The organism is Fodinicurvata sp. EGI_FJ10296 (genome assembly GCF_040712075.1).
In the GTDB taxonomy this organism is placed as follows: Bacteria; Pseudomonadota; Alphaproteobacteria; order DSM-16000; family Inquilinaceae; genus JBFCVL01.
The window spans coordinates 395,857-417,051 of record NZ_JBFCVL010000001.1 but is presented as its reverse complement, the minus strand read 5'-3'; the positions used below and the strand labels follow the sequence as shown (position 1 = coordinate 417,051).

Genomic DNA, 21,195 nt, shown 5'->3' with positions numbered 1-21,195 from the left:
AAACGGGCCAGCCCGACAGAGGCCGTCATCGGAGGGGAATTGGGCAATGACCGAATGGTATACTGAAGCACTTCACGAAAGCGTGGGGCAGATCCTGAGAATCGACAGGATCCTTCATCAGGAACGAACCCAGCACCAGGATCTGATCATTTTCGAGAACAAGACCCTCGGTCGAGTAATGGGACTGGACGGCATCGTTCAGACGACGACCTTCGACGAACATATCTATCACGAGATGATGGCCCATGTGCCCATTCTCGCTCATGGCGCCGCCCGTCGGGTGCTGATCATCGGCGGCGGTGATGGCGGCATGCTCCGCCGCTGTCTCTGCCACCCCCTTGACCAGGTCACGATGGTCGAAATCGACCGGAGCGTCATCGACCTGGCGCTCGAATTTCTTCCCATGATTTCAGCCGGCGCGTTCGAGGACCCCCGGGCCAACCTGCTGATAGCGGACGGTGCCCGATTCGTCGCCGAGACCGAAGACCGCTTCGATGTCATCATCGTTGACAGCAGTGATCCGACCGGCCCGAACCAGGTGCTTTTCACCGAAGAATTCTACGGCCACTGCAAGCGGGCGCTGACGCCCGGTGGAATCCTGGTCACCCAGAACGGCGTTCCCTATCTCGATCACGGCGAGCAGAAGCGGACCTATGGGCGGATGCGCCAGCATTTCGGCGATGTGACAGCCTATGTCGCCGCAGTCCCGACCTATCAGGGCGGGATGATGACTTTCGCATGGGCGAGCGACAATCCCGCGCACCGGCAATGGGATGCCGAGACGATCGCGGGCCGGGCGGCCAAGAGCGGGTTCGAATCAGACTACTATACGCCCTCGCTGCATGTCGCCAGCTTCGCACTGCCCCGGATGGTCGAGCGGCACGTTGCTGCGTGACGAATTATCGTTGTTCGCCGCATCATCGACGGGGTCCCGGACGATAAGTTCATTCTGCCCAGGACCTATCGCCCGATAGGTGCAGGTTCCATTCGGCCGCCATTTGCGAATCGACATCGAGGCGATAGGGCGGTTCACCGTCGCCCGGATTGGCCGGCAGGATCGAGACGGTTGATGTCGCCGGGTTGTGGTGGCCCTGCCATTCAATCGGTCGATCCGCCGCGTCATACACGACAAGAGCGTCGGTGATCTCGGTCGGCGGAATGATGCCGTCAACCTGGATCGTGACCGGACCCCCTGCCATCCAGGGGACGGTCTCCGGCGGCGAGACGTGCAATCGCTGGGGCGTCATCGCCGGTGTTACCTGAATCACGTGCTGATCGGCTCTCAGGCCGTCATGAACTGTCAGCCGAAGTGTCGGCGCCCGGCCCGGGACGAAACCGTCCAGAGGCAGGGACGCGGATTGCGACCCCGCGTCGATACCCGTTGCCATGAATTGCCAGGGCGGCGCGCCGCTGGGGCTGTACGCGATATCGGCATACTCAGCCGCCCCGCCGGTCGTCCATTCAAGGAGGAGTTGCGCATCGTCAAGTGTGGCGGGCGATACCTCCGCGGTCACAATTCGAGGCGTTGGGCCGGCCGTCTCCAGCCGCGCCCTGATCTCTGCTCCTTCGCGAATCACCAGCGCGGCGGCATCCTGATCAGTGGGCAGGCTGGCCCGGAACGGCCGCCAGCCGGTTCCCCCTGCTTCAGTGAAAAAGCCGACCGGTGCGGTCGCGATGACAGCACCTTGCGCGTCAATCAATTCGGCGCGCAAACCACCGGAACGGGGCGCCGGCCATGCATCCGATGCGAATACCGGCGGCGCGAGCCTCAGCCCGCTGCGGTCCGGGGCGATCGTTCCGGTGACGATAAGCCGGTCGGATTGATCATTTGCGGCGGTGGCGGCCACAAGAAGACCGTCGTCGCCCGATGCCGATGCCAGCCATGTCCGTGTCGGTCGGTCAGCGGCGGTATGACTGTCAGAGCGGTGGTTTCCGATTTGATGTGGTGCGCGCATCCGGTCGGCCTGAATGTCTGCGGCCGTGCGCAGCGGCCCGATTGCGGGCGGCGTGGCCTGAGCCTGCCAGATCGCCGCCGGGCCTGTGGCCATGGAGCGCTGCATGCGGTCATAACTGGAATTCAGTATGCCCATAAGCCCGGTCGGCATGGCCCAGGGCCACATCATCGATACCAGGGTGTCTGGCGACTGCGCGTTGCCTTCCTCTTGAGACTTGTTCCAGCCGTCCAATCCGGAGGGCGCCATGCGCCAACCCTCGATCGGCTCGACCCGGCGGCCTTGCAGCGCGCTTGCGGCAACAGTGTTGGCGGATTCCGGACACGCGGTTTGCGCGTCGCCGGGAACATGCTCCAGGCCGAACTCATGCCCCAGCTCATGCAGATGAATCTGGACCAAATGGTCGAAATCCGGGTCGAACTCGTCGCCCGATGGCAGGACCGAGATATAGGAGCGCATGTCCGGGAAGCTGAAATTGGTGTGACCGGAGCTGTAGAATGCCATCCCCACCGCGTATCCGGCTGTGCCGCCGGTAAAGAAATCTTCCGGCACAAAGACGACCACCACATCACCCGGCCGGGTATGGGCGCGAAGCCGTGCGGCCTCACCCCTGAAGGCATTGAGCAAATAATAGGCCGTTCCGCCGATCTGGTCCTTCAGGTCCTCGGGTTTCGGCATGACGCCCCGCAGGAACTGACAGGCCAGGTCCGACGACGGCTGGATTTGCTCGAAGACCTCGTCCCGGTCGAAGGCAGGCTCGACCCGGTTGCCATCTGCGTCATAATTCAGTCCGGGCGCGGTCGCGGCGGATATGGGATCAATGGCGACGATCCCGACGGAGCGCGCTTGCCGATGGGGAAAGAAACCGGGTACCTGCCGGGCCGTCTCGCGCATCACGGCCGACGCCAGATCCTGAGTTTCGGCCGGGACGCCGTCGGACCACGCGCCGACCTCGGCAAATGTGTAATGCAAGTGAAGCGTATCGGGATCATGAGGCCAGACCCGGAAGTCATGATCCGCCGTTTGCCGGGCGTCTTCCAGTGGTGTTGGCCAGGGCTGCCAGGGCGATATCCGAAGCGTCTGTGTCCCGCCGCTTGCTGACGATGGCCGCCAGTCGAAGAAGTTGACCGTATGCCGGGCGTGGCGCCGGTCTTCGTCGTCGAAGGTCGCGTCGCGCCATATCCGGATCGGACCCTCGGGGCCGGTGGGGACACCGCGTTGCGCCGATATCCGGGCCGGCTCGGGCGACAGGTCTGTGCGCATCGAATAGCTTTCCGGCTGCCAATCGGCATGGATATCGTCGTGAAGCTCCCAGTCGAGATAAAGCCGCGTCATCGTCGGCTTTTCGGCGGTGAGGCGACTGTCGCGCACCACCTGGAAATTGTGAAGCCGAAGTTGGTCTTCGCTGCTGTCCCATTGCTCTGACAGATTGAGCAGCGTCGAAAAGTCCCACGTAACGTTGTCTTCAAGGATCTTGTCAGTGTCACGCGCCTGAACGCCGTCCACGCCACCGGCGATTTCACCTTGCAGGCGAATGCCGGAACGCAACTCGAACCCGCCGGTTGGATCAAAGCCATAGCGGCTGTGACCGATCTGCCGCCATTCGCCGGTGACATCCAGTCTTGCGCCGTCGGAACCGAATGAATGGAGGGTGAAATTATTCTCAAGCGTCGCCAATTCGACAGGTTCGCTGAAAACGACTGCGATCTGTGGATCTTCATAATTGACGTTCTCGCGGTCCGGCTGCGGCGTGACCAGATCGACATTCAACGGCGGATCGCAGGATTCGGGGTCTCGTTCCCATTGGTCGACGGCGCAAACCCATCCTGACACGAAGCCAGTTCGGCCTGTCGGGATGCGGGCCCCTGCCAGCGACGAGAGGCATGGTTCCTGGCCCGTCTCGCCGGATCGCCAATTACGGCATTCCACGACATGAGCCCGGAATTGCATGGCGAATCCGCCATCATCGAGATCGACACGCAGCGAGCCCGTGTCTGTCTGCAGGATGGCGCCGCTGAAGTCGGAATCCGGCAAACGGGTCGTCGGGTCCAGGTAATTCAGCGCCCCGGCACCGATGCCGGATCGCGGGTGAGACGCCCCCCGTACCTGCGAGAACGGAATATGATGAATGTCGCCGGTCTGAGCCGAAAGCGGCCCACCGATGGTGATCGGGAACGGCCATTCCTCGTCCTGCAATTGGACGACGACATGACCTGCCACGATCCGGGCTCTGGCTGTTCCTCCCATGTCGACGGTCCATGACCCTTCGCTTTTCAGGGCCCAGACGACGTCGGCGCCGCGCATCGTCATCGCGCGTTGCAACGGCGTCGGTGGTGGTGCAGGGGAGGCATCATCGCCGGAACCGGACCGATCGGACGGACGCGACGGGCTGGGAATGGGAAATACCTCGCGCTGGGCTTCGGCCTGTCCCATTGTGGCGGCCGCGCCGATCAGCAGGGCGGCAATGCTGCCGCACAGAAGCCAAATCCGCATATCTCACATATCCATAGAATGCAGTTCAGCGCAAACCGGCCGCGCCATCGCGTATCTCGGTCTCGAAGTTGGCGTCCAGCGCCAAACAGTCTTCGGGATCGGTCTGGAAGTTGATGCCGGCACGCTCGACGCGGCAGACGGTGCCGGTCACCCTGCCAGTGGCGTCACCGAACGGAGAGGCGAATTCCAGGACTTCGAACCGCACAGACCCAGAGGCCCGAGGGCTGTCCTCGCTGGTGTAGAGTAGCGTCGGTACACGGCCGTCGGCCTCTACGACGTAGAGAATTTCAGCGCGGACTTCCCTGTCGATCTGATTGGTCCAGCCCTCTTGTGACAGCCAGTCGGGACGGACGACAAGAACGCCCTCCGACAGGAACTCTTCACTTTCCGGATCATGGCCCTGAATACTGATCTCAACGGGGCCACCCTCCGGGGTCTCTGACCAATAAGCCGTCGCTGACGGTTGAGGGTCTGCCGAGAAAATGGTGATCCATTCCCGGGTTTGTCCGTCGAGGGTGCCTTCAATACGGCCCAGAATCTCGACCTCGGTCGGCGTTTCGTCGGGTGCCGCTTGTGTCGTAGCCCCAATTGATGCCTGGGGAGTCGTCTGGACTGCGACCTGGACCGACGCGTCCCGACATATGTGGACGCCGTCTTGAAGGACGGGTTCGAGATCGAAATCGCCTTCGTCGAACAGACAAAGGCGGCTTGTGGTGAATTCGGCGATGATCGTGTAATCGCCTTCAGAGAAATGCACCTCTTCCAGGTTGAAGCTGTCCATATCGTCCAGGTCGGCCAACCAGGCGCGGACCGGCACACTGTCATCTTCAGGCCAGTCATCGATAACGGTGATGCCGCCATCCACCAGCGTGTCCGGCGTTGCGGCTGCGAGTGGATTTTCTGCGCCCCCGGACTCGAAGTCGAGTTCAATCAAGACGAGGCCGGAGCCAAAAATCGTGCTGCCGTCGCGTCCCGGATGCCCTTCAGGCAACCCGAAAATGGCAACATCAAGTTCGGTCAAGCCGCCCCTGTCGGACCAGTCGACCATGACCCCGCCTTCGGTGTCGGGTCGCGGTGCGATGATGTCGCGTACGATCGCTTCGCCGTCGATCGTAGCGTTGATCTGGCCGATGACGTCGCCCGGCGCCGGTTGCGCCATGGCGGATGGCGCGGCCAATGCCGCCGCGCCGAACAGAACCGGCGAAGCAAGGGCCGATATGGCCGAACGAGGAGCGATGGAGTGGAGGGACTCGAAATTGGGGTGTGTTGTCAAGGCGGCGGCTCGTCTGTTGTCGGTGGGGTTGCCGGGAAGAAGGAAGACAAATGTATGACGGCATTCCCACTATAGCGCACCGTCCTGACAATACAAGCAGCGGTCGTGTCGAATTTCCCGCTAGCCGCGCTGCGGGACTTTGCCCGGATGTCTCACCAGTATTGCCGGAAATCCTCGATCTGCGGTGTCATAGCGGTAAAAATGCTTCATCTGCAGTTCCGGAAATCGCGCTTTGAGTTAAGTCATTGAGGTTAAATCCGGACAATGCCGGTCAGGCGCTGCTGAGGGGGGACTGAATGAGGCTCATCCGCGTGCCCGCCCGCTCCCGGGTTAGCCGGCCGTTATCGATGGCGATCCGTCCATTGACGATGACGGTATCGATGCCAAGGGACGGGGCCAGCGGATCCTCGGCGGTCGCCGCGTCGGCGATCGTGCTGTCGTCGAACAACACGATATCGGCCTGCAAGTCCGGGGCGATCCGTCCCCGGCTGGCGATGCCAAAGGTGTCAGCGACCAACCCCGTCATCCGGTAGACGGCATCCTCCAGCGTCAACACCCCCCGCTCACGGACATACCGGCCGAGCACGCGGGGGAAAGTTCCCCAGAGTCGCGGGTGCGGGCGGGGGTCGAACGGCAGACCGTCGGACCCGATCATGGTGATGGCGAATGCCAGCACCCGGTCCACATCGTCGTCGTCCATGGCAAAATAGAGGGCGCCAGCCGGCTGAAGCCGTTCGACGGCCGCGTCGATATCGCAGCCGAGTTCGGCGGCGACGGCGTCGAGCCGCTTGCCAGTCATTTCCGGCATCGTGCCCGAGCGGGCAACAACCACGACACCGCCGCGCCGGACGCGATCAATCGTCAGGGCGGTGGAGGAGAACGTATAGGGATAGGCGTCGATGCCGATCCGCTGATGCGCCCGCGCTGCGTCGATCAGGGCCAGCGACTGCGCCGTCTTGCCGTGATTGGCGGCACCGGTGGCCTTGTGGTGGGAGAAAATCACCGGAACGCCGCCCTCGCGCCCGATTGTGAGCGCTTCTTCCACGGCGTCGATCAGGCCATCCCCTTCGTCGCGCAGGTGGGTGACGTAGAAGCCGCCCGTCGCGCCGCGCATGGCCGCTGCCAGAGACACCAGTTCCGCGGTGTCCGATCCCCGCGCCATGGCATAAGCAAGACCGGAACTGAGCCCGATCGCGCCGGCGTCGAGCGCTTCCTCAAGGTGGCTGATCATCGTCGAAATCTCCCGCCGGTCGGCAGCGCGCGTCAGGTCACTCATGGCGGCGACACGCAGCGCGGAATGACCGGCCAGCGCCATATAGTTGACGGCCGGACCGGCATCGGCGACGGCACGCAAATACGAGGACATCGTGGGAAAGCGATAGCGGTCGTCGGGCAGCAGGATCCCGAATTCCTGGGGCAGGGGCCCCGACGCCGGAAGTGGAAACGGGCTGAAACCGCAATGCCCGGCGATCACGGATGTGACGCCCTGTGTCAGCTTTTCCGGCATTTCGGGGCGAACGATCAGGGCGACATCGTCGTGGGTATGGACGTCGATGAATCCGGGCGCAAGAATCCGGCCTCCGGCGTCGATCGTGCGGCGAGCGGGCGTGGCCGGGCCGGGACCGTCCGCCCCGGGACCATCGCCTTCGGCGACGACTGACGCGATGCGGTCGCCGCTGAGGTATACGGTGCCCCGAAAGCCGGGTCGCCCGGACCCGTCGACGATGGTGGCGTTGGTGATGGCGATATCGATTTGGGTCATGGCCGAATCTTTGCACCATCCTACCCCGAGATGCAAAGCGGCGCGCCGGTGACCGGTGATTTTACTCCTCTATGCCGAAAGCGGGCGGGTACGTCACTCGCCCGGCGGGCAGTTCTGCTTCGGCGTCAGCGCCGTCGGGGCGGCATCAGTGGGTCTCGCGTTTCAGAGCCTGGCGCAAACGGCGTTTGAAGTTGCCGCCGTCGGCGCGGCTGTCCAGGAATACCTTGACCGCCGAAACTGCGGTTTCGCGGTCATAGGCGACGGTCGAAGAGGACTTCGTGCCGGTCCCGGAGCCACCGGGACCGAGGGCACCCTGTTCGACCAGTGGCTGCACGATGGCTTCGACCCGGTGGAGAGTTGACGGATCGAGCCGGGATCTGATTTCGGCGATCTGTTTGAGGATGGCGTTCTTGTCAGCCGACATGCTGGTGGACCTTTCCGCGTCATCGGGACATTCCGCCGGAAAGCTTCTCCGAATTCCCGTTAATACAGCGTTAAGTATCGATGAAGCTGCTCAAGCTGTTGAAGCATGGCTATTCCAGCGAAGCGTCGGTAACGTCGAGCGCCCCGGTTGCTATCGCCACCATGGCATCCTGAACGGCCAGCATCATTTCCGGTGTGACCAGCGGCCAGTTGTTGTCGTCGAGCGCAACGCCGACGCCGCCCTCGGCGATGCCGAGCGACAGCGCGCCCGGTTCCCAGATGCCGTCGAGGGAATCATGAAGGGAATCGAGAACCGCATTATCGACCCGCTTCAGCATCGACGTCAGTATGGTGCCGGGCTGTTCGTGGTTCTGATTGGAGTCGACGCCGATGGCGAAGGCACCCCGGTCCGCGGCGGCCTGAAAAACCCCGCGGTTGGAGTTCCCGGCACCAGCGAAGACGACGTCGGCGCCGCGGTCGATCTGGCTGAGCGTCAGTTCACTGCCCGTCGACGGGTCGTTGAACGCCGCGGGTGTGTTGCCGACGAAATTGACGAAATACTCGATGTCGGGGTCGATGTAGCGCGCCCCTTCCTCAAACCCGGTTATGAATTTGCGGATCAGGGGAATATCCAGAGCGCCGACAAAACCGATGGCGCCGGTTTCGCTGTGCATGGCCGCCATGATGCCGGTCAGAAAGGCGCCTTCATGCTCGCGGAACAGAATCGAGCGGACGTTGGGCGCGTCGGCGACGCTGTCGATGATCGTGAAGTCGACATCGGGATGGGTTGCCGCCGCCTCGGACAGCGGCTCGGCATAATAGAACCCGACAACAATGATGGTGTCGACGCCGCGCCGGGTCAGACGGTCGACCGCCTGGGGAAATTCCGTCGGGTTGGCAGGCGATACCTCCAGAAAGTCTGTGCCCGTTTCCTCGCGGAAGGCGGTAAGGGCGTTATAGGCGCCCTCGTTGAAGCTGCCGTCGAACTTCTCGCCCACGGCATAGATCACACCCGGGGTGATCGATCCCGCATCCCCGGACAGCACGGGACCGGCGGGCAGCACAAGAATGGCGGCTGTCAGGGCAGCGGAAATCCGGATCAGGGTTCGTCGCAGCATGGTTGGGTCTCCGATCGATTCGGCTGGAGTCAGGGGCGGCGTTGAAGGTCGTGCTCAGCTTCGCAGCATGGGATCCATTGCGTCGATCCGACGGATCAGGGACGGCAAAGCCCCGATATGGTCGAGCCGCCAGAACCGTCCGCTTGAGTCGGCCGGCTTCTCGGCGTCCTCGTGGGCCCAGGTGATCTCGTATTCGATATGGACGGCCCGGGCGCCGAGAGACAGGACGGGCAGGATGTCCGACCGCAAGGAGTTGCCCACCATGACGAAGGCCTCCGGTTTCGTGCCGGACCGCGCGAGGATGTCCCTATAGGTCGCTTCGTCCTTTTCCGACACGATTTCCACGCGGTTGAACAGGTCTGCCAGACCCGACCGCGCGACCTTGTTCTCCTGGTCGAACAGATCGCCCTTTGTGATGACGATGAGGTGATAACTGCCGTGGAGCGCTTGAAGTGTTTCCCTGACGTCGGTCAGAGGTTCCACCGGCTCGGCCAGCATCTCGCGCCCCCATTGCAATATCCGGGCTATCGATTCGCCGTGGATGCGATGGTCGGTGATCTCCAGGGCCGTCTCGATCATCGAGAGCGTGAAGCCCTTTACGCCATAACCGAAGAGCGCCAGATTCTTCTTTTCTGTTCGGAACAGCCGATCGTGGATATCCACATCGGCGGCGTACGGGCGAAGCAGGTCCTCGAATCGCGCCTGGGTCGCGGCGAAGATCCGTTCGTTGTGCCAGAGAGTATCGTCGCCGTCGAACGCGATGGTCGTCAGCATGTCGGGACATTCCTGTCGTCGGTGTCGGATCGGGGCCGGCTTTAGGGTGAATCTGCTGTCGGATTGCGACGCAAAGCGGAATCGGTTGTCGAATGAGGCCTGCAAAGCTATCCCTTAAGGCAGGGGTACAAAAGCGATTTATCGTTGGACTATGCGTCAACGGGAGGGATAGGGGCTGATGGCCAGGGAAGACACAGCGAGCACCGAAGTAACACCGCTCTGGACCCCGTCGGAGGCGCGGCGGCAGGAAAGCCGGTTGGCCAGGTTCATGGCCAGGGTGCAGGAACGCCACGAGCTGTCACTGCCCGACTATGACGCCCTTTATCAGTGGAGCGTGGACGACAGCGAGACCTTCTGGTCCGAAGTCTGGGACTTCTTCGGCATTGCCGGCGAAAAGGGTGCCAGGACGATTGTCGATCCGGGCCGCATGCCGGGTGCCCGCTTCTTCCCCGATGCCCGCCTCAACTATGCCGAGAATTTGCTTCAGCGGCGGACGAATGACACCGCAATCGTGTTTCGCGGCGAAGACAAGGTCGAGCGCTGCCTGACCTTTCGCGAACTGCACGACCTGGTCGCCAAAACGGCAAAGGGCCTGGAGGCACTGGGCGTCGGGAAGGGCGATCGTGTCGCCGGCTTCATGCCCAACATGCCCGAAACCGTCGTTGCCGCCCTGGCAACGGCCTCGCTTGGCGCGGTCTGGGCTTCGGCGTCGCCCGATTTCGGCGTGCAGGGCGTCGTCGACCGTTTCGGGCAGATCGAGCCGAAGGTCCTGTTTACCGCCGATGGATACTATTACGGCGGCAAGGTCCATGACGCGTTCGACAAACTGCCGGCGATCCTGGAACATCTGCCGACGGTGCTCTGCACGGTCGTCGTTCCCTATGTGACGCCTGATGCGGACAAGGCGTCGACGGTGCGGGGCGGTGTGCCGTTCCCCGCATTCGTCGAGCCTTACCGCGCTGACGAAATTCCCTATGTCAGGGTCGGGTTCAACGATCCGCTGTTCATCATGTTCTCCAGCGGCACAACGGGCGTCCCGAAATGCATCGTGCACGGCGTCGGCGGAACCCTGCTTCAGCATGTCAAGGAACACGGGCTGCATTCGGATATCCGGCCCGGCGACCACATCTTCTTCTTTACGACCTGTGGGTGGATGATGTGGAACTGGCTGATCACGGGGCTGGCATCGGGTGCGACGCTGCTGCTCTATGATGGCAACCCGTTCTATCCCTCCGGGGCCGTGCTTTGGGAATATGCCGAGGCCCATGGCATGACGTTCTTCGGAACTTCGGCAAAATATATCGACGCCCTGGCGAAAGGTGACGTCAAGCCGGGGGCAACGCACGACCTCGGCTATCTGCGCACGATCGCGTCGACGGGCAGCCCGCTGGCGCCGGAGAGCTTCGACTTCGTATACGAGCACATCAAATCGGATGTGCAATTGGCCTCGATTTCCGGCGGCACCGACATCCTGTCATGCTTCGCGCTGGGAAACCCGATCACCCCGGTCTATCGCGGTGAGCTGCAATGCCGGGGGCTGGGCATGGCGGTCGATGTTTTCGATGACGACGGCAAGCCGGTGCGCGGCGAAAAGGGCGAACTGGTCTGTACCCGGCCGTTTCCGTCGATGCCGATCGGCTTCTGGAACGACCCCGACGGCCGCAAATACTTCGATGCCTATTTTGACCGATTCCCGAACATCTGGTGCCATGGTGACTTCGTCGAACTGACGCCGCGCGGCGGGATGATCATCTATGGCCGGTCGGATGCGACCTTGAATCCTGGCGGCGTGCGCATTGGCACGGCTGAAATCTATCGCCAGGTCGAGGCGATCGACGAAGTGCTGGAAAGCCTGGTGATTGGTCAGGACTGGCAGAACGACGTACGGGTGATTCTGTTCGTTCGGCTGCGCGACGGCCTGTCACTGAGCGACGACCTCATCGACCGGATCAAGCGCCGCATCCGGGCCGAGGCCAGCCCCCGTCATGTGCCGGCAAAGATCATACAGGTGTCGGACATCCCCCGCACCAAGAACGGCAAGATTACGGAACTGGCCGTCCGCCACGTCGTCCATGGCCGTCCCGTCAGGAATATCGAGGCGCTGGCCAATCCGGAAGCTCTGGAGCTGTACCGCGATCTGCCGGAGTTGGAGGCATAGTCGTTCAGGAACCGGGGCCGTCCAGGAACCGGAGCTGGTCAGGAGTCGGGGCTGATGGCCGGCGCCGTCGATTCGGCTTCGGTTTCGGACACCAGACCGTCTTCAACCGATTCGGGCAGCGATGAATAGGCCTGGACCATCCAGTTGCGGAAGATATCCATCCGGTGAGGTGTGGCGTCGGCAGCGGGGATCAGGCCGGGCCGGAAATCCAGATCGGCGAAGGCATCGACAAGGTTTCGATCGCCGCTGACCACATGAACCGGGACATCGAAGCCGGCATCCAGACCCGTGATCAGCGTTGCTGGTTGATGGTCGCCCAAAAAGATCACCAGGGTTTCGTCATCGGCGAAGTTGGCGACATAGTCGCCGACCGCCTCGATCGAATAGGCAACCGACTCCCGGTATTTTTGCTGAATCCGATCCTGGTCGCGCCATACGACATGGGGAGGGTCGCCCTGACCGGCCCATTGGTCATAGATTTCGCCATCGCCAAGGGTCTCCCACGGCACGACCTCCGGCGTCGGCAGCCAGGGCGCATGGCTTGAAATCAGTGCGGCCTTGACGAAAAGCGGCGCGCGATCGCCTTCGGCGGGGCGCTGGCGCTCTCCGCGCTCCAGGAAATCCAGAACCCATTGGTCCGGAATGGTCCCCCAATACCATTTGGGGCCGGCATAATCCATGTCCCGAACTTCATAGATCCGGTCGAAATCGTAGCGCCGTCCCTCCGGCCACGGCAATGTGATCGCCGGCATATAGGCGGCTGTTCGATAGCCTGCGCGGTTGAACATGTCCACGAGGGTCAAGCGGGGCTCGGCAACGAAAAGATGAAAAAACGCCTGATCGTTGATCCAGAGACCGCTCAGCATTGTGGCATGGGCAAGCCAGGACTGGCCGCCGACCATTGGCGCGGTCATCCATCCGCTGCGGCTGCTAAGGCCCGCGTCTGTGAAGCGCGCGTCCAACCTTTCAAGAACCGGGCGGACCGTATCGGCATAAAGGGGATCTTCCACGGCGCTGCGGCCATAGCTTTCGATATAGATGAGCAGGACATCCGCGCCGTTCAATCTGTCGAACAACGACGCTTCGGGCGGCGTTGAGCCATTGCCCGGCCGCCATCCATTGAGGGGGTCTTCCGTGGCCGCCTGCAAGAATGCCGCCCTCCGTCGCTGATTCTCGGCGAATTTGTCGATTTGTATTTCCCAGGCCCGCATGCCGCCGGTGTTCATCGGGTGATAACCCGCGATAAGAGCGCCGGCGCTGTGCTGGCCAGCCGTCAACCCGGCGGCCACGAGAACGATCACCCCTGCGCCAACACGGGCGGCAGGGTTTCCCATGCGCCGGTCGGTCAGGTGCAGCAATTTATAGACCAGGAACGCGCTGAGGACGATCAGGGCAATGATGGCGATGATAGCCCCGGTGGCCCGCCAGCCACCCAGAGTCGTCTGCATGACATCGAACAATGCCGGGATGAGGGTGATGTCGAGCACGATGTTCAACGGTCTGGCGACCACGGCCCGGGCCGTCATGTCGGCAAGCTGGATCGTAGCGGTGAGAACCACGGCAGCTGTGAATAGTGCGATCCAGACGCGGTTGCGCGGCAGACCCAGCGCGCGCCATGCCGCCAACAGACCGAGACCGATGGCCACTTCAAGGGAAAGTCCGATATGCCAATCCGTAAACAGGGCGTCGGGACGGGCCGGGATGCCAACGGCGAGGCTGAGCACGCTCCATGCTAACGCCAGAACGGCGATATCAATGAAGGGCCGCACCGCTCGACGGGCATGCCGGTCTATCATAATGGTCTCCTGATCACGCTGGCCTCGGGCTGGGCCGATACGCTCAAAATAGGCGGTTCACGATGATGGGAAAGGGGCGGGCCGAGGATGCTATGCGTGGTGCGGCGTGCATACCAGCAAGAGCAGGCCAAGGCGGCATTTGTGCGGTGCAATATAGATCAAAAACCTCATGTATTCGCTACATCTTAAAGCTGTGCTCCAGTCGGTTGAAAAAGCCGAATTTCAGCCCGGTCAATCCCTGCACAGCCCGTTTATGAGGGGAAAGCGGGTGGTTTCGGCGAGAAAAATACAACCTAATGGCGATGTCGGCATTGACATAACTATCTGTGCGTGACAATCTTCATATCAAGACAGATTATCGGGAAGTTAACGAGATGTTAATCTCAAGCTTCTTTAGTATTGAAGAGATCAAAACTAAAGTGACTACATTCCAAACCGGAAGTGTATACTTTATAATATCAATCTTATCTGGCGCCGCTCTTGTAATTGCGCTCGTATCACAGCATGCATTCGATATACAGCCGTGCCAAAAATGTGTCATAATCAGACTATGTGTAGCCGCAGCATTCTTCTTCTCTCTGTTTGGTATTGTTTATAATAATAGAATTGTCACAACATTTGTATTTATTTCGTCCCTAGTGTTACTTTGGCAGAGTTTCAATAATGCATTCGGTGAAGTTTTTGCCTGCGGCTTTGGCTCACCGTTCCCGCACTGGTTGCCTCTCGAAACATTGGCGCCGTGGTTATTCGAAGTCCGTGCGCTATGCGGCGACCGACCGATCTCAATCGCTTTCGACTATGGTGCTTTGGGTCTTGGAATTGCGTGTACAGGCTTTGCGATAGTTGGCGTCGCCTCAGGTTTTCATCGGAGAGTTGCGAAATGAAAATTGGAAAATTCTCTTACTCAGCGTTCGTGTTAGCACTCCTGGCTAATGTTGCTGAAGCTCAGCAACCCGTTGAAGGGGTCCATTATGAAGAATTGAGTGAACCCTTCGGTGCTTCCGAGGATAGTGTCGTCAATATTTTCTCGCCTGCATGCCCGCATTGTTATCGATTGGAAGACGGTCTCAAAGCCTGGGCAGACGAGAACGACTTGTATATCGTGAGAGTGCCCTTCTTCCACGAAGATCAATGGGCTGAACTTGGGCGCCTTATTATTACGATGCAAGAAACCAACAATGACCAAGAAGATAATATAACTGCGTTGTTTACAGCTATACACGAAAATGATGTGGAAGCAGATGACGTAGACGCTTTAATAGATTCACTACCGATTAGCGACGAACAGACTGTTTTGATTGAAGAAACGTACTCAAGTGGGGCTGTTAGTGATCGCGAAGACGAAATACGAGCTTGGCTACTGGAAAACAGAATACGAGCAATTCCGGCTGTTGTCGTAAATGACAAATTTTTCTCCGATCCGGCACGTGCAAGGGGCAATGATAACCTATTATTATTGCTTGATCATCTAACAACCATTCAGTAAGGAGGTAGAAAATGGATATCAATCTCCCAACGTCGGTCATAGTCCTGTTGTCAATATTTGGTGGGATCGTCCTTTTTGCTTCGGGAATCACCATTGGCAACGCCATGTATACGATATTTTTTAAGTAACGTGAAAGTTATTTAAGAAATATCATCAATAAAGATTTGGAGTATTCTCATGAATACCAATGAAACAAAAAACACTTCAACCATCAAGAACGACGACGCCGAGACGGCCGTGCGGCCTCTGACCGCCCAGGAAGTTTCCGAGATTGAAGGCGGTGGCATTATCGATGCCGCAAAAGAACTGATCCGGCTCCTGCGCACTGCGGGTCAGCCCCAGCTGTAGAATCGGCGTCATATGGGATCCGGCGCATTCGCGCCGGTACTTAGCGGGCGAGTTCCAAGCCCGCACCGGCAAATGTGAGGTGCATCTGTCGGTTGTCAGAACCACCAAGTAATGGAGACCACCATGAGCCATGTTGAAAACCAGATCTCCGACCTGAACAGCGACGAAATCGCCGAAGTCGACGGCGGTGTCGTCTGTGGCGGCGTGTGCGTTGGCGGCATCATCGCCGGCGGCATCTTCCTGGGCGGCGTCGCTGTGGGCCTGGCCCAAAGCTACAAAGAGAACAACTAATCAGTTGTAGCGACCAACAGATCAACAACCTTTTCCAAGGAGATCGAACATGATGGAAAACGACATCGTTGCCATGACGGTTGCCGAGATCGACATGGTCGACGGCGGAAGCGCCTGGGACATCCTGAATCCCCGCGAATGGTACCAGTTCGGCAAGGAAGTCGGCAACGACATCGGTGATCTGATCTGGGGCTAACGACCCAATAGATCACCACTGGAGATTTGGTACGGTGCCATCAGGGACATGACGCGGTTCCGAACCCAATCTTCAAACAGACTATACGATCGGCGGAAGACGCGCAACCGGCAGATTGCTGAATGCCGTCTTCCGTCGATGGTACGCCTCAGGCCGGGATGAACACCACCACGGTGTGGCCCCAGTGTGACGCTGTTCCGTCGCGTCCATCGCGGCGACACCGCAGGATCCCGGTCCGTCACGTCCAAGCCAAGGATGTCACCATGGAAAACCAGATTGACGTGATGACCGATCAAGAGATCGAAGTCGTCAGCGGCGGAGCCGCCGAACTGCTGCCGGTATACCCGTATCCGATTCCGGGCCCGTATCCGATTCCGGGGCCTTACCCGGTTCCGGGGCCGATCCCTGGGCCGGTGATCATGTAATCGGTACCGATCGAAGGGGCTATCGTTGCGTGTACGGTAGCCCCTATACAACGTCGCTTTATAATAATAATAGAGTTAGAAAATGCTTTAATTGACAGGTCGCTCAATGAATGAAAATCTATTCAGAGAAAAAGCACGCAAGGCATATTTAAATCGACTCAATGGAAATGTTTTAATTGCGTCGAACGCAAGTAATTGGTGGCTGGCTGCTATCGTCCTTATGCTAGTCACCGCACTCGGAACCTTTTTTGCGTTTGCGGATTATCGGCCCCGATCCGGTGCCGCCGGCCAACTCGTTACCCAGGATGGCACGGCCAAGGTATTCCCGGAAGGCAATGGTGTCGTCATCGAGACATTCGTCGAGGATGGCAGTGTCGTCGAAGCCGGCGATCCGTTGATGGTCGTCTCCTATCAGAATTCATTGGATGGTGGGCGCCGCTGGGGTGAAGCGTGGCTGAGCGAAGCGGAGAATCTGATCGCTTCCCTTGAGCGCGAGAGGGCAATGATCGAGCGGTCCCTGGAGGCCGAAATCAATATTGCCGAACAACGCATGAATGCTCTGGAACTGGGGCATGACCTTCTCGCTACGGAACTGGAATCCCTGCAGGAGCAACTGGTCAACGCGCGCGAGCGGTTCGCTGGCCGTGAACGTCTGGCCCGCCAGGGTATCCTGAGCCAATCGGCGCTGCGAACCGAAGAAGATGAACTGAGCGCGCTTCAAAGTGCCGTCCGGGTTAAAGAGATCGAGATCGCCAGGAACGGGGCGGAACAGGCGACGTTGGAGCATCAGCTTTCCCAAACGCAGCAGGAACTGGCCCGGGCTCAAGTCCAGATCGATCGCGAAATACTGACGACACGGCAGCTTTCCATCGAACGACGATCACAGTTGACCCAGACACTGGCGGCGCCAATCGACGGGCGGGTGACAACGATGCTTGCCAGCGTCGGCAGCCCGGTTTCCGCAGCCGCACCCGTCATGACCTTGCTGCCGCTTTGGTCATTGCTGGAAGCCGAAGTCTTCGTTCCGGCGGCGGCTATCGGCGGCGTTTCCCTGGGCCAGGATGTGGATATCAAGTTTCCGTCCTTTCCCTATCAGCGTTATGGAACGTTCGACGGCGAGGTCACCTACATTTCCGATACGACATTGCGCCCGGGCGACCATCCGGCAACCGCCGAATTCCAGACGGCCGTATACCGACTGCGAATTGATATCGACGAACAGAACGTCATCACGCGGGACGGCGTGTTCCCGATGCTGCCCGGCATGGGCGTCGAGGTCGATCTCGTAAGCCAGCCGCTGTCGGTATTCGACTGGGTGATGAAGCCGATCCAGGACGTCACCGGAAGGTTCGAGTGATGGTTGCTGAAAAGAGAGTCTTCGACCGGTTGCACTTCCGGTTCTACCCAAGGCTGCCGATCTATCACCAGACCGAAAGTTCGGAATGCGGGATCACCTGCCTGGCCATGGTCGCGTCGTATCATGGCTATGAGACGACGGTCGAGACGCTACGGCAGAAGTTTCCGGCATCGCTGCGGGGGACCAATCTGAAGAGCCTGCTGGCCATTGGTCAGCGCCTGAAGATGAGTGGCCGGCCGATGAAGGTCGGCCTGCATGCCCTCCCGCGAATCCAGTTGCCGGCCATCCTGCATTGGGGCTTCGATCACTTCGTCGTCTTGCGCAAGATTACGCGCAACAAGGCCATCATTCATGACCCGGCGCAGGGCGAACGTCATCTTACGCTCGACGAGCTCTCCGACGGCTACACCGGTGTTGCCGTCGAGTTCTCGCCCAACGCCGATTTCGAGCAGGTCAAGGCCAGCAACGACGTAACCATTCGCTCGCTCTGGCAGCATTCCCAGGGCTTGATCGCGACTTTGGGCAAGGTCCTGCTGCTGTCGCTGTTCATTCAGGCTTTCGCGCTGGTCATACCCTATTTCGTTCAGCTGGCCATCGACGAGGTTGCGCTGAGCCAGGACCGAGATCTGCTGCTCGTGCTCGGTCTGGGTTTCCTGGCGATTCACTTTTTCCGAGCTTTAACCTTTGCCCTCAGAGGGTGGGTCGTCGCCTTTGTCGGTGCTCAGCTAAACTTCCAGCTGGCCAACAATCTGTTCAACCACCTGATGCGGCTGCCGTTGACGTTCTTCGCCAAGCGGCATGTCGGGGATATCGTCTCGCGATTCGGCTCGCTGCGGGAGATCAACCGCGTTCTGACCAACGGCTTCGTCGAAGCAGTCGTAGACGGTATCGTGGTGCTGACCGTTGTCGTCGTCATGGCCTATTACTCGTGGACGTTGACGGCCGTCGCGGTTGGCGTCGTGATGTTTTATGGCACGGTCAGGGCCGTGTTGATCCGTCCGCTTCGGCGCCTCATGGAAGAGGAAATCATCAACGGCGCCAAGGAAGACAGCCATTTCCTTGAATCCGCGCGGGCGATGGAGACGATCCGCAGCTTCAATCACGAGCCGATCCGGACCTCTGGCTGGAAGAACAAATTTGCCGACGAAATCAGTTCCGGCGTCAAGGTCGAGCGGATCCGGATCTTCTATCGATCGCTCAGCATGTTCGTCACGGGCGCCGAACATGTCACCCTGGTCTGGATCGGCGTCTTGCTGGTGATCGAGAACGATCTGACCGTCGGGATGCTCTATGCCTTCCTTTCGTACCGGCAGCAGTTCTCGGATGCGGCGCTGGCCTTCATCGACAAAGCGATCGAATTCCGGATGCTGAAGCTGCACTTGCATCGTGTTTCGGATATCGTGATCGAACCGCCGGAAAGAAGTAACGATGAAGAACGCGGAAAGATGAGCAGGATTGAAGGTAATATATCCGTAAACAATCTTACCTTCCGATATCACGAAGAAGAGGCGCCAGTCATAAAAGAGCTGTCGTTCGAAATAGAGAAGGGTGAATATGTTGCCGTAACCGGACCGTCCGGTTGCGGGAAAACAACCCTGATGAAAATAATGACAGGATTGATGCGCCCGACATCCGGTTTGGTGCTGGTCGATGGTGTCAATATCTATGACTATGGAGTGCGCAATTTTCGCGACGACATCGCCATTGTATCGCAGGGCGACCAACTGTTTGCCGGCAGTATTCTGGACAATGTTACAATGTTCGACGACACGCCGGACATGGAACTGGCCGTCCAATGCGCCGCGGCGGCATCGATAGCCGAAGAGGTGATGAAGATGCCCATGGGCTTCCAGACGCTGGTCGGCGATCTGGGCAGCAGTCTTTCCGGCGGACAGAAACAGCGCATTCTGATTGCGCGCGCCCTCTATCACAAGCCGAAGATCCTGTTCATGGACGAGGCGACCAGCCATCTCGACGTCGACAACGAGCACCGGATCAGCGAGGTGATCAAGTCGATGGGGATCACCCGCGTCGCCATTGCTCACCGCAAGGAAACCATTGATACCGCCGACAGGGTGATACGCATGACGGCGGTCGAGGAAGGGCAGGCAGCGGCGGCCGAGTAAGCTGGAACCCGGACCGACGATGTTGTCCTGAATACCTACGGAACGCGAAACGGCCGGACGGCCGCCGAGTCCCAGCAGTGGGTGCGATACGGTTGACACCAACCCGGACGTAGGAAAGTATACCCCGACAGGCTAACCAATACGTATTCAGCAATTAAGCCGAAAGAGGCCGGTAAACGGTACCGTCAGTGGGGTAATACATGGACAATCTTCGACGCATTCCCCTTACCGATCGCATCCAGAACATCGGATACCTGATAAAGAATTCGGTAACGATCGTCGGTGCGGATTGGTCGATCCTGAAGCCCATGGTGACGACCTCGATCCTTGGCATCGTTCAGGCCGCGGTATTCCTTGCCGGTCTGGGGATGGCGATGCATGCGGTGCTCGTGCAGGACAACGCGCTTTGGGGAACGTCCTGGCTGGTGCTGCTGGCCGCCGCGGTCCTCTGGTTCGGAAAATTCTTCTACTTCATCGGATCGGAGCTTCGCCAGAGTGCGATCGTTCATCGGCGGATTGTGGCCGGGGACGCATCGGCTGCGGCCGCCGACACCAGCCACGGTGGTGCGGTCTGGCGCCTGGCGCTGCTCGATATCGCCATGGCGTACGCGAAATATGCGCGGAACCGGAAGTCGGGCGGGCTGATTAATCTGATCCTGTCCGGATTTCTCGAGGTATGGGATCTGGTCAGTCACTATGTGCTGCCGGCCATCGCGATCGACGGCCTGTCGATCCGGGAGTCCATCGGCCGCATCAAGGAACTGCGCGACCGGGTGCCGGCGACGCTGGCCGGCGTCTTCGGCATCGACCTGTTCGGCCGCGTCGCCGCCGCCCTCGCTGCTCCGATTTATGGGGTCATGGTGCCGCTGGCGATCTTCCTGTCGTGGTACCTCGCGTCGGTCCTGCCGTCGGGCGCCTTTCCGGTCGGCGGCGGTGAACTGCCGGACTTCCTGCTGACCGACGGCGCTCTTGTGATCTCGGTCGTCCCGTTGTTCGTTGCGGCCTTCCTGGGCAAGGCGGGCAGCATCATCGTCGCGCGAGGGGTCACCTGGGTGAAGGTGAACTATTTCACCCTGTTCTATCTGCAGATCACCCATCCCGATCGCATTCGCGACGATCTGCAGGACGAACTGGTCCAGTATCTCCGCATGGAGAAACGCGAACCTGAAACCGCCGACGAGGCCGTAAAAGGCAGTCCCGCCGGTTAAGCCGAGCCG

18 protein-coding genes are annotated in these 21,195 nt (G+C 60.0%); 11 read left to right on the top strand and 7 right to left on the bottom strand.

Annotated features, from left to right (window positions below):
• Positions 1–46 precede the first annotated feature (46 nt).
• On the top strand, positions 47–895 hold the full coding sequence (gene speE, locus ABZ728_RS01885) for a polyamine aminopropyltransferase (protein ID WP_366653919.1): 849 nt from the start codon (positions 47–49) through the stop codon (positions 893–895).
• A 49-nt stretch (positions 896–944) separates the two neighbouring features.
• Here the strand turns inward: speE and ABZ728_RS01880 are convergent, their stop codons facing one another.
• The 6 genes from ABZ728_RS01880 to ABZ728_RS01855 all read right to left on the bottom strand — a co-directional run bounded on the left by ABZ728_RS01880 (position 945) and on the right by ABZ728_RS01855 (position 9,795).
• Positions 945–4,445 carry a hypothetical protein gene (locus ABZ728_RS01880; protein ID WP_366653917.1) on the bottom strand — a complete coding sequence of 1,167 codons (3,501 nt, stop codon included), beginning with the start codon at positions 4,443–4,445 and terminating at the stop codon, positions 945–947.
• A 25-nt stretch (positions 4,446–4,470) separates the two neighbouring features.
• Positions 4,471–5,718, bottom strand: a complete 1,248-nt coding sequence (locus tag ABZ728_RS01875) for a hypothetical protein (protein WP_366653916.1) — start codon at positions 5,716–5,718, stop codon at positions 4,471–4,473.
• A 271-nt stretch (positions 5,719–5,989) separates the two neighbouring features.
• On the bottom strand, positions 5,990–7,480 hold the full coding sequence (locus ABZ728_RS01870) for a D-aminoacylase (protein WP_366653915.1): 1,491 nt from the start codon (positions 7,478–7,480) through the stop codon (positions 5,990–5,992).
• A 145-nt stretch (positions 7,481–7,625) separates the two neighbouring features.
• Positions 7,626–7,904 carry a hypothetical protein gene (locus ABZ728_RS01865; RefSeq protein ID WP_366653914.1) on the bottom strand — a complete coding sequence of 93 codons (279 nt, stop codon included), beginning with the start codon at positions 7,902–7,904 and terminating at the stop codon, positions 7,626–7,628.
• Between the two features lie 109 nt (positions 7,905–8,013).
• Positions 8,014–9,021 (bottom strand): BMP family ABC transporter substrate-binding protein, encoded by a 1,008-nt coding sequence (locus ABZ728_RS01860; RefSeq protein WP_366653912.1) that lies wholly within the window; start codon positions 9,019–9,021, stop codon positions 8,014–8,016.
• A gap of 54 nt (positions 9,022–9,075) precedes the next feature.
• Positions 9,076–9,795 carry an HAD family hydrolase gene (locus ABZ728_RS01855; RefSeq protein ID WP_366653910.1) on the bottom strand — a complete coding sequence of 240 codons (720 nt, stop codon included), beginning with the start codon at positions 9,793–9,795 and terminating at the stop codon, positions 9,076–9,078.
• Positions 9,796–9,973: 178 nt separating this feature from the next.
• On the opposite strand from ABZ728_RS01855, the gene ABZ728_RS01850 reads away from it, so the two are divergent.
• Complete coding sequence (locus tag ABZ728_RS01850; protein WP_366653909.1) at positions 9,974–11,953, top strand: acetoacetate--CoA ligase; 1,980 nt, start codon at positions 9,974–9,976, stop codon at positions 11,951–11,953.
• A gap of 38 nt (positions 11,954–11,991) precedes the next feature.
• Here ABZ728_RS01850 and ABZ728_RS01845 read toward each other — a convergent pair whose 3' ends face one another.
• Positions 11,992–13,749 carry a sulfatase-like hydrolase/transferase gene (locus tag ABZ728_RS01845; protein ID WP_366653908.1) on the bottom strand — a complete coding sequence of 586 codons (1,758 nt, stop codon included), beginning with the start codon at positions 13,747–13,749 and terminating at the stop codon, positions 11,992–11,994.
• Positions 13,750–14,123: 374 nt separating this feature from the next.
• Between ABZ728_RS01845 and ABZ728_RS01840 the strand changes: the two genes are divergently transcribed.
• The 9 genes from ABZ728_RS01840 (at position 14,124) to ABZ728_RS01800 (ending at position 21,186) form a co-directional block, all read left to right on the top strand.
• Entirely contained in the window at positions 14,124–14,633 is a 510-nt protein-coding gene (locus ABZ728_RS01840; protein WP_366653907.1) for a disulfide bond formation protein B, read from the top strand.
• A complete protein-coding gene (locus ABZ728_RS01835) occupies positions 14,630–15,235 on the top strand; it encodes a hypothetical protein (RefSeq protein ID WP_366653905.1) in 606 nt (201 codons plus the stop codon). The genes ABZ728_RS01840 and ABZ728_RS01835 overlap by 4 nt, the downstream gene beginning before the upstream one ends.
• A 177-nt stretch (positions 15,236–15,412) precedes the next feature.
• Positions 15,413–15,583: a hypothetical protein gene (locus ABZ728_RS01830; RefSeq protein ID WP_366653903.1), complete on the top strand. Its 171-nt coding sequence runs from the start codon at positions 15,413–15,415 to the stop codon at positions 15,581–15,583.
• 123 nt (positions 15,584–15,706) lie between these two features.
• Positions 15,707–15,874, top strand: a complete 168-nt coding sequence (locus tag ABZ728_RS01825; RefSeq protein WP_366653902.1) for a hypothetical protein — start codon at positions 15,707–15,709, stop codon at positions 15,872–15,874.
• Between the two features lie 49 nt (positions 15,875–15,923).
• On the top strand, positions 15,924–16,070 hold the full coding sequence (locus ABZ728_RS01820) for a hypothetical protein (protein ID WP_366653900.1): 147 nt from the start codon (positions 15,924–15,926) through the stop codon (positions 16,068–16,070).
• A gap of 263 nt (positions 16,071–16,333) precedes the next feature.
• Positions 16,334–16,495, top strand: a complete 162-nt coding sequence (locus tag ABZ728_RS01815; protein ID WP_366653899.1) for a hypothetical protein — start codon at positions 16,334–16,336, stop codon at positions 16,493–16,495.
• Between the two features lie 220 nt (positions 16,496–16,715).
• Entirely contained in the window at positions 16,716–17,852 is a 1,137-nt protein-coding gene (locus ABZ728_RS01810) for an HlyD family efflux transporter periplasmic adaptor subunit (protein WP_366653898.1), read from the top strand.
• Complete coding sequence (locus ABZ728_RS01805) at positions 17,852–19,978, top strand: peptidase domain-containing ABC transporter (RefSeq protein ID WP_366653897.1); 2,127 nt, start codon at positions 17,852–17,854, stop codon at positions 19,976–19,978. The genes ABZ728_RS01810 and ABZ728_RS01805 overlap by 1 nt, the downstream gene beginning before the upstream one ends.
• Positions 19,979–20,178: 200 nt before the next feature.
• On the top strand, positions 20,179–21,186 hold the full coding sequence (locus ABZ728_RS01800) for a hypothetical protein (protein ID WP_366653896.1): 1,008 nt from the start codon (positions 20,179–20,181) through the stop codon (positions 21,184–21,186).
• Positions 21,187–21,195: the final 9 nt, after the last annotated feature.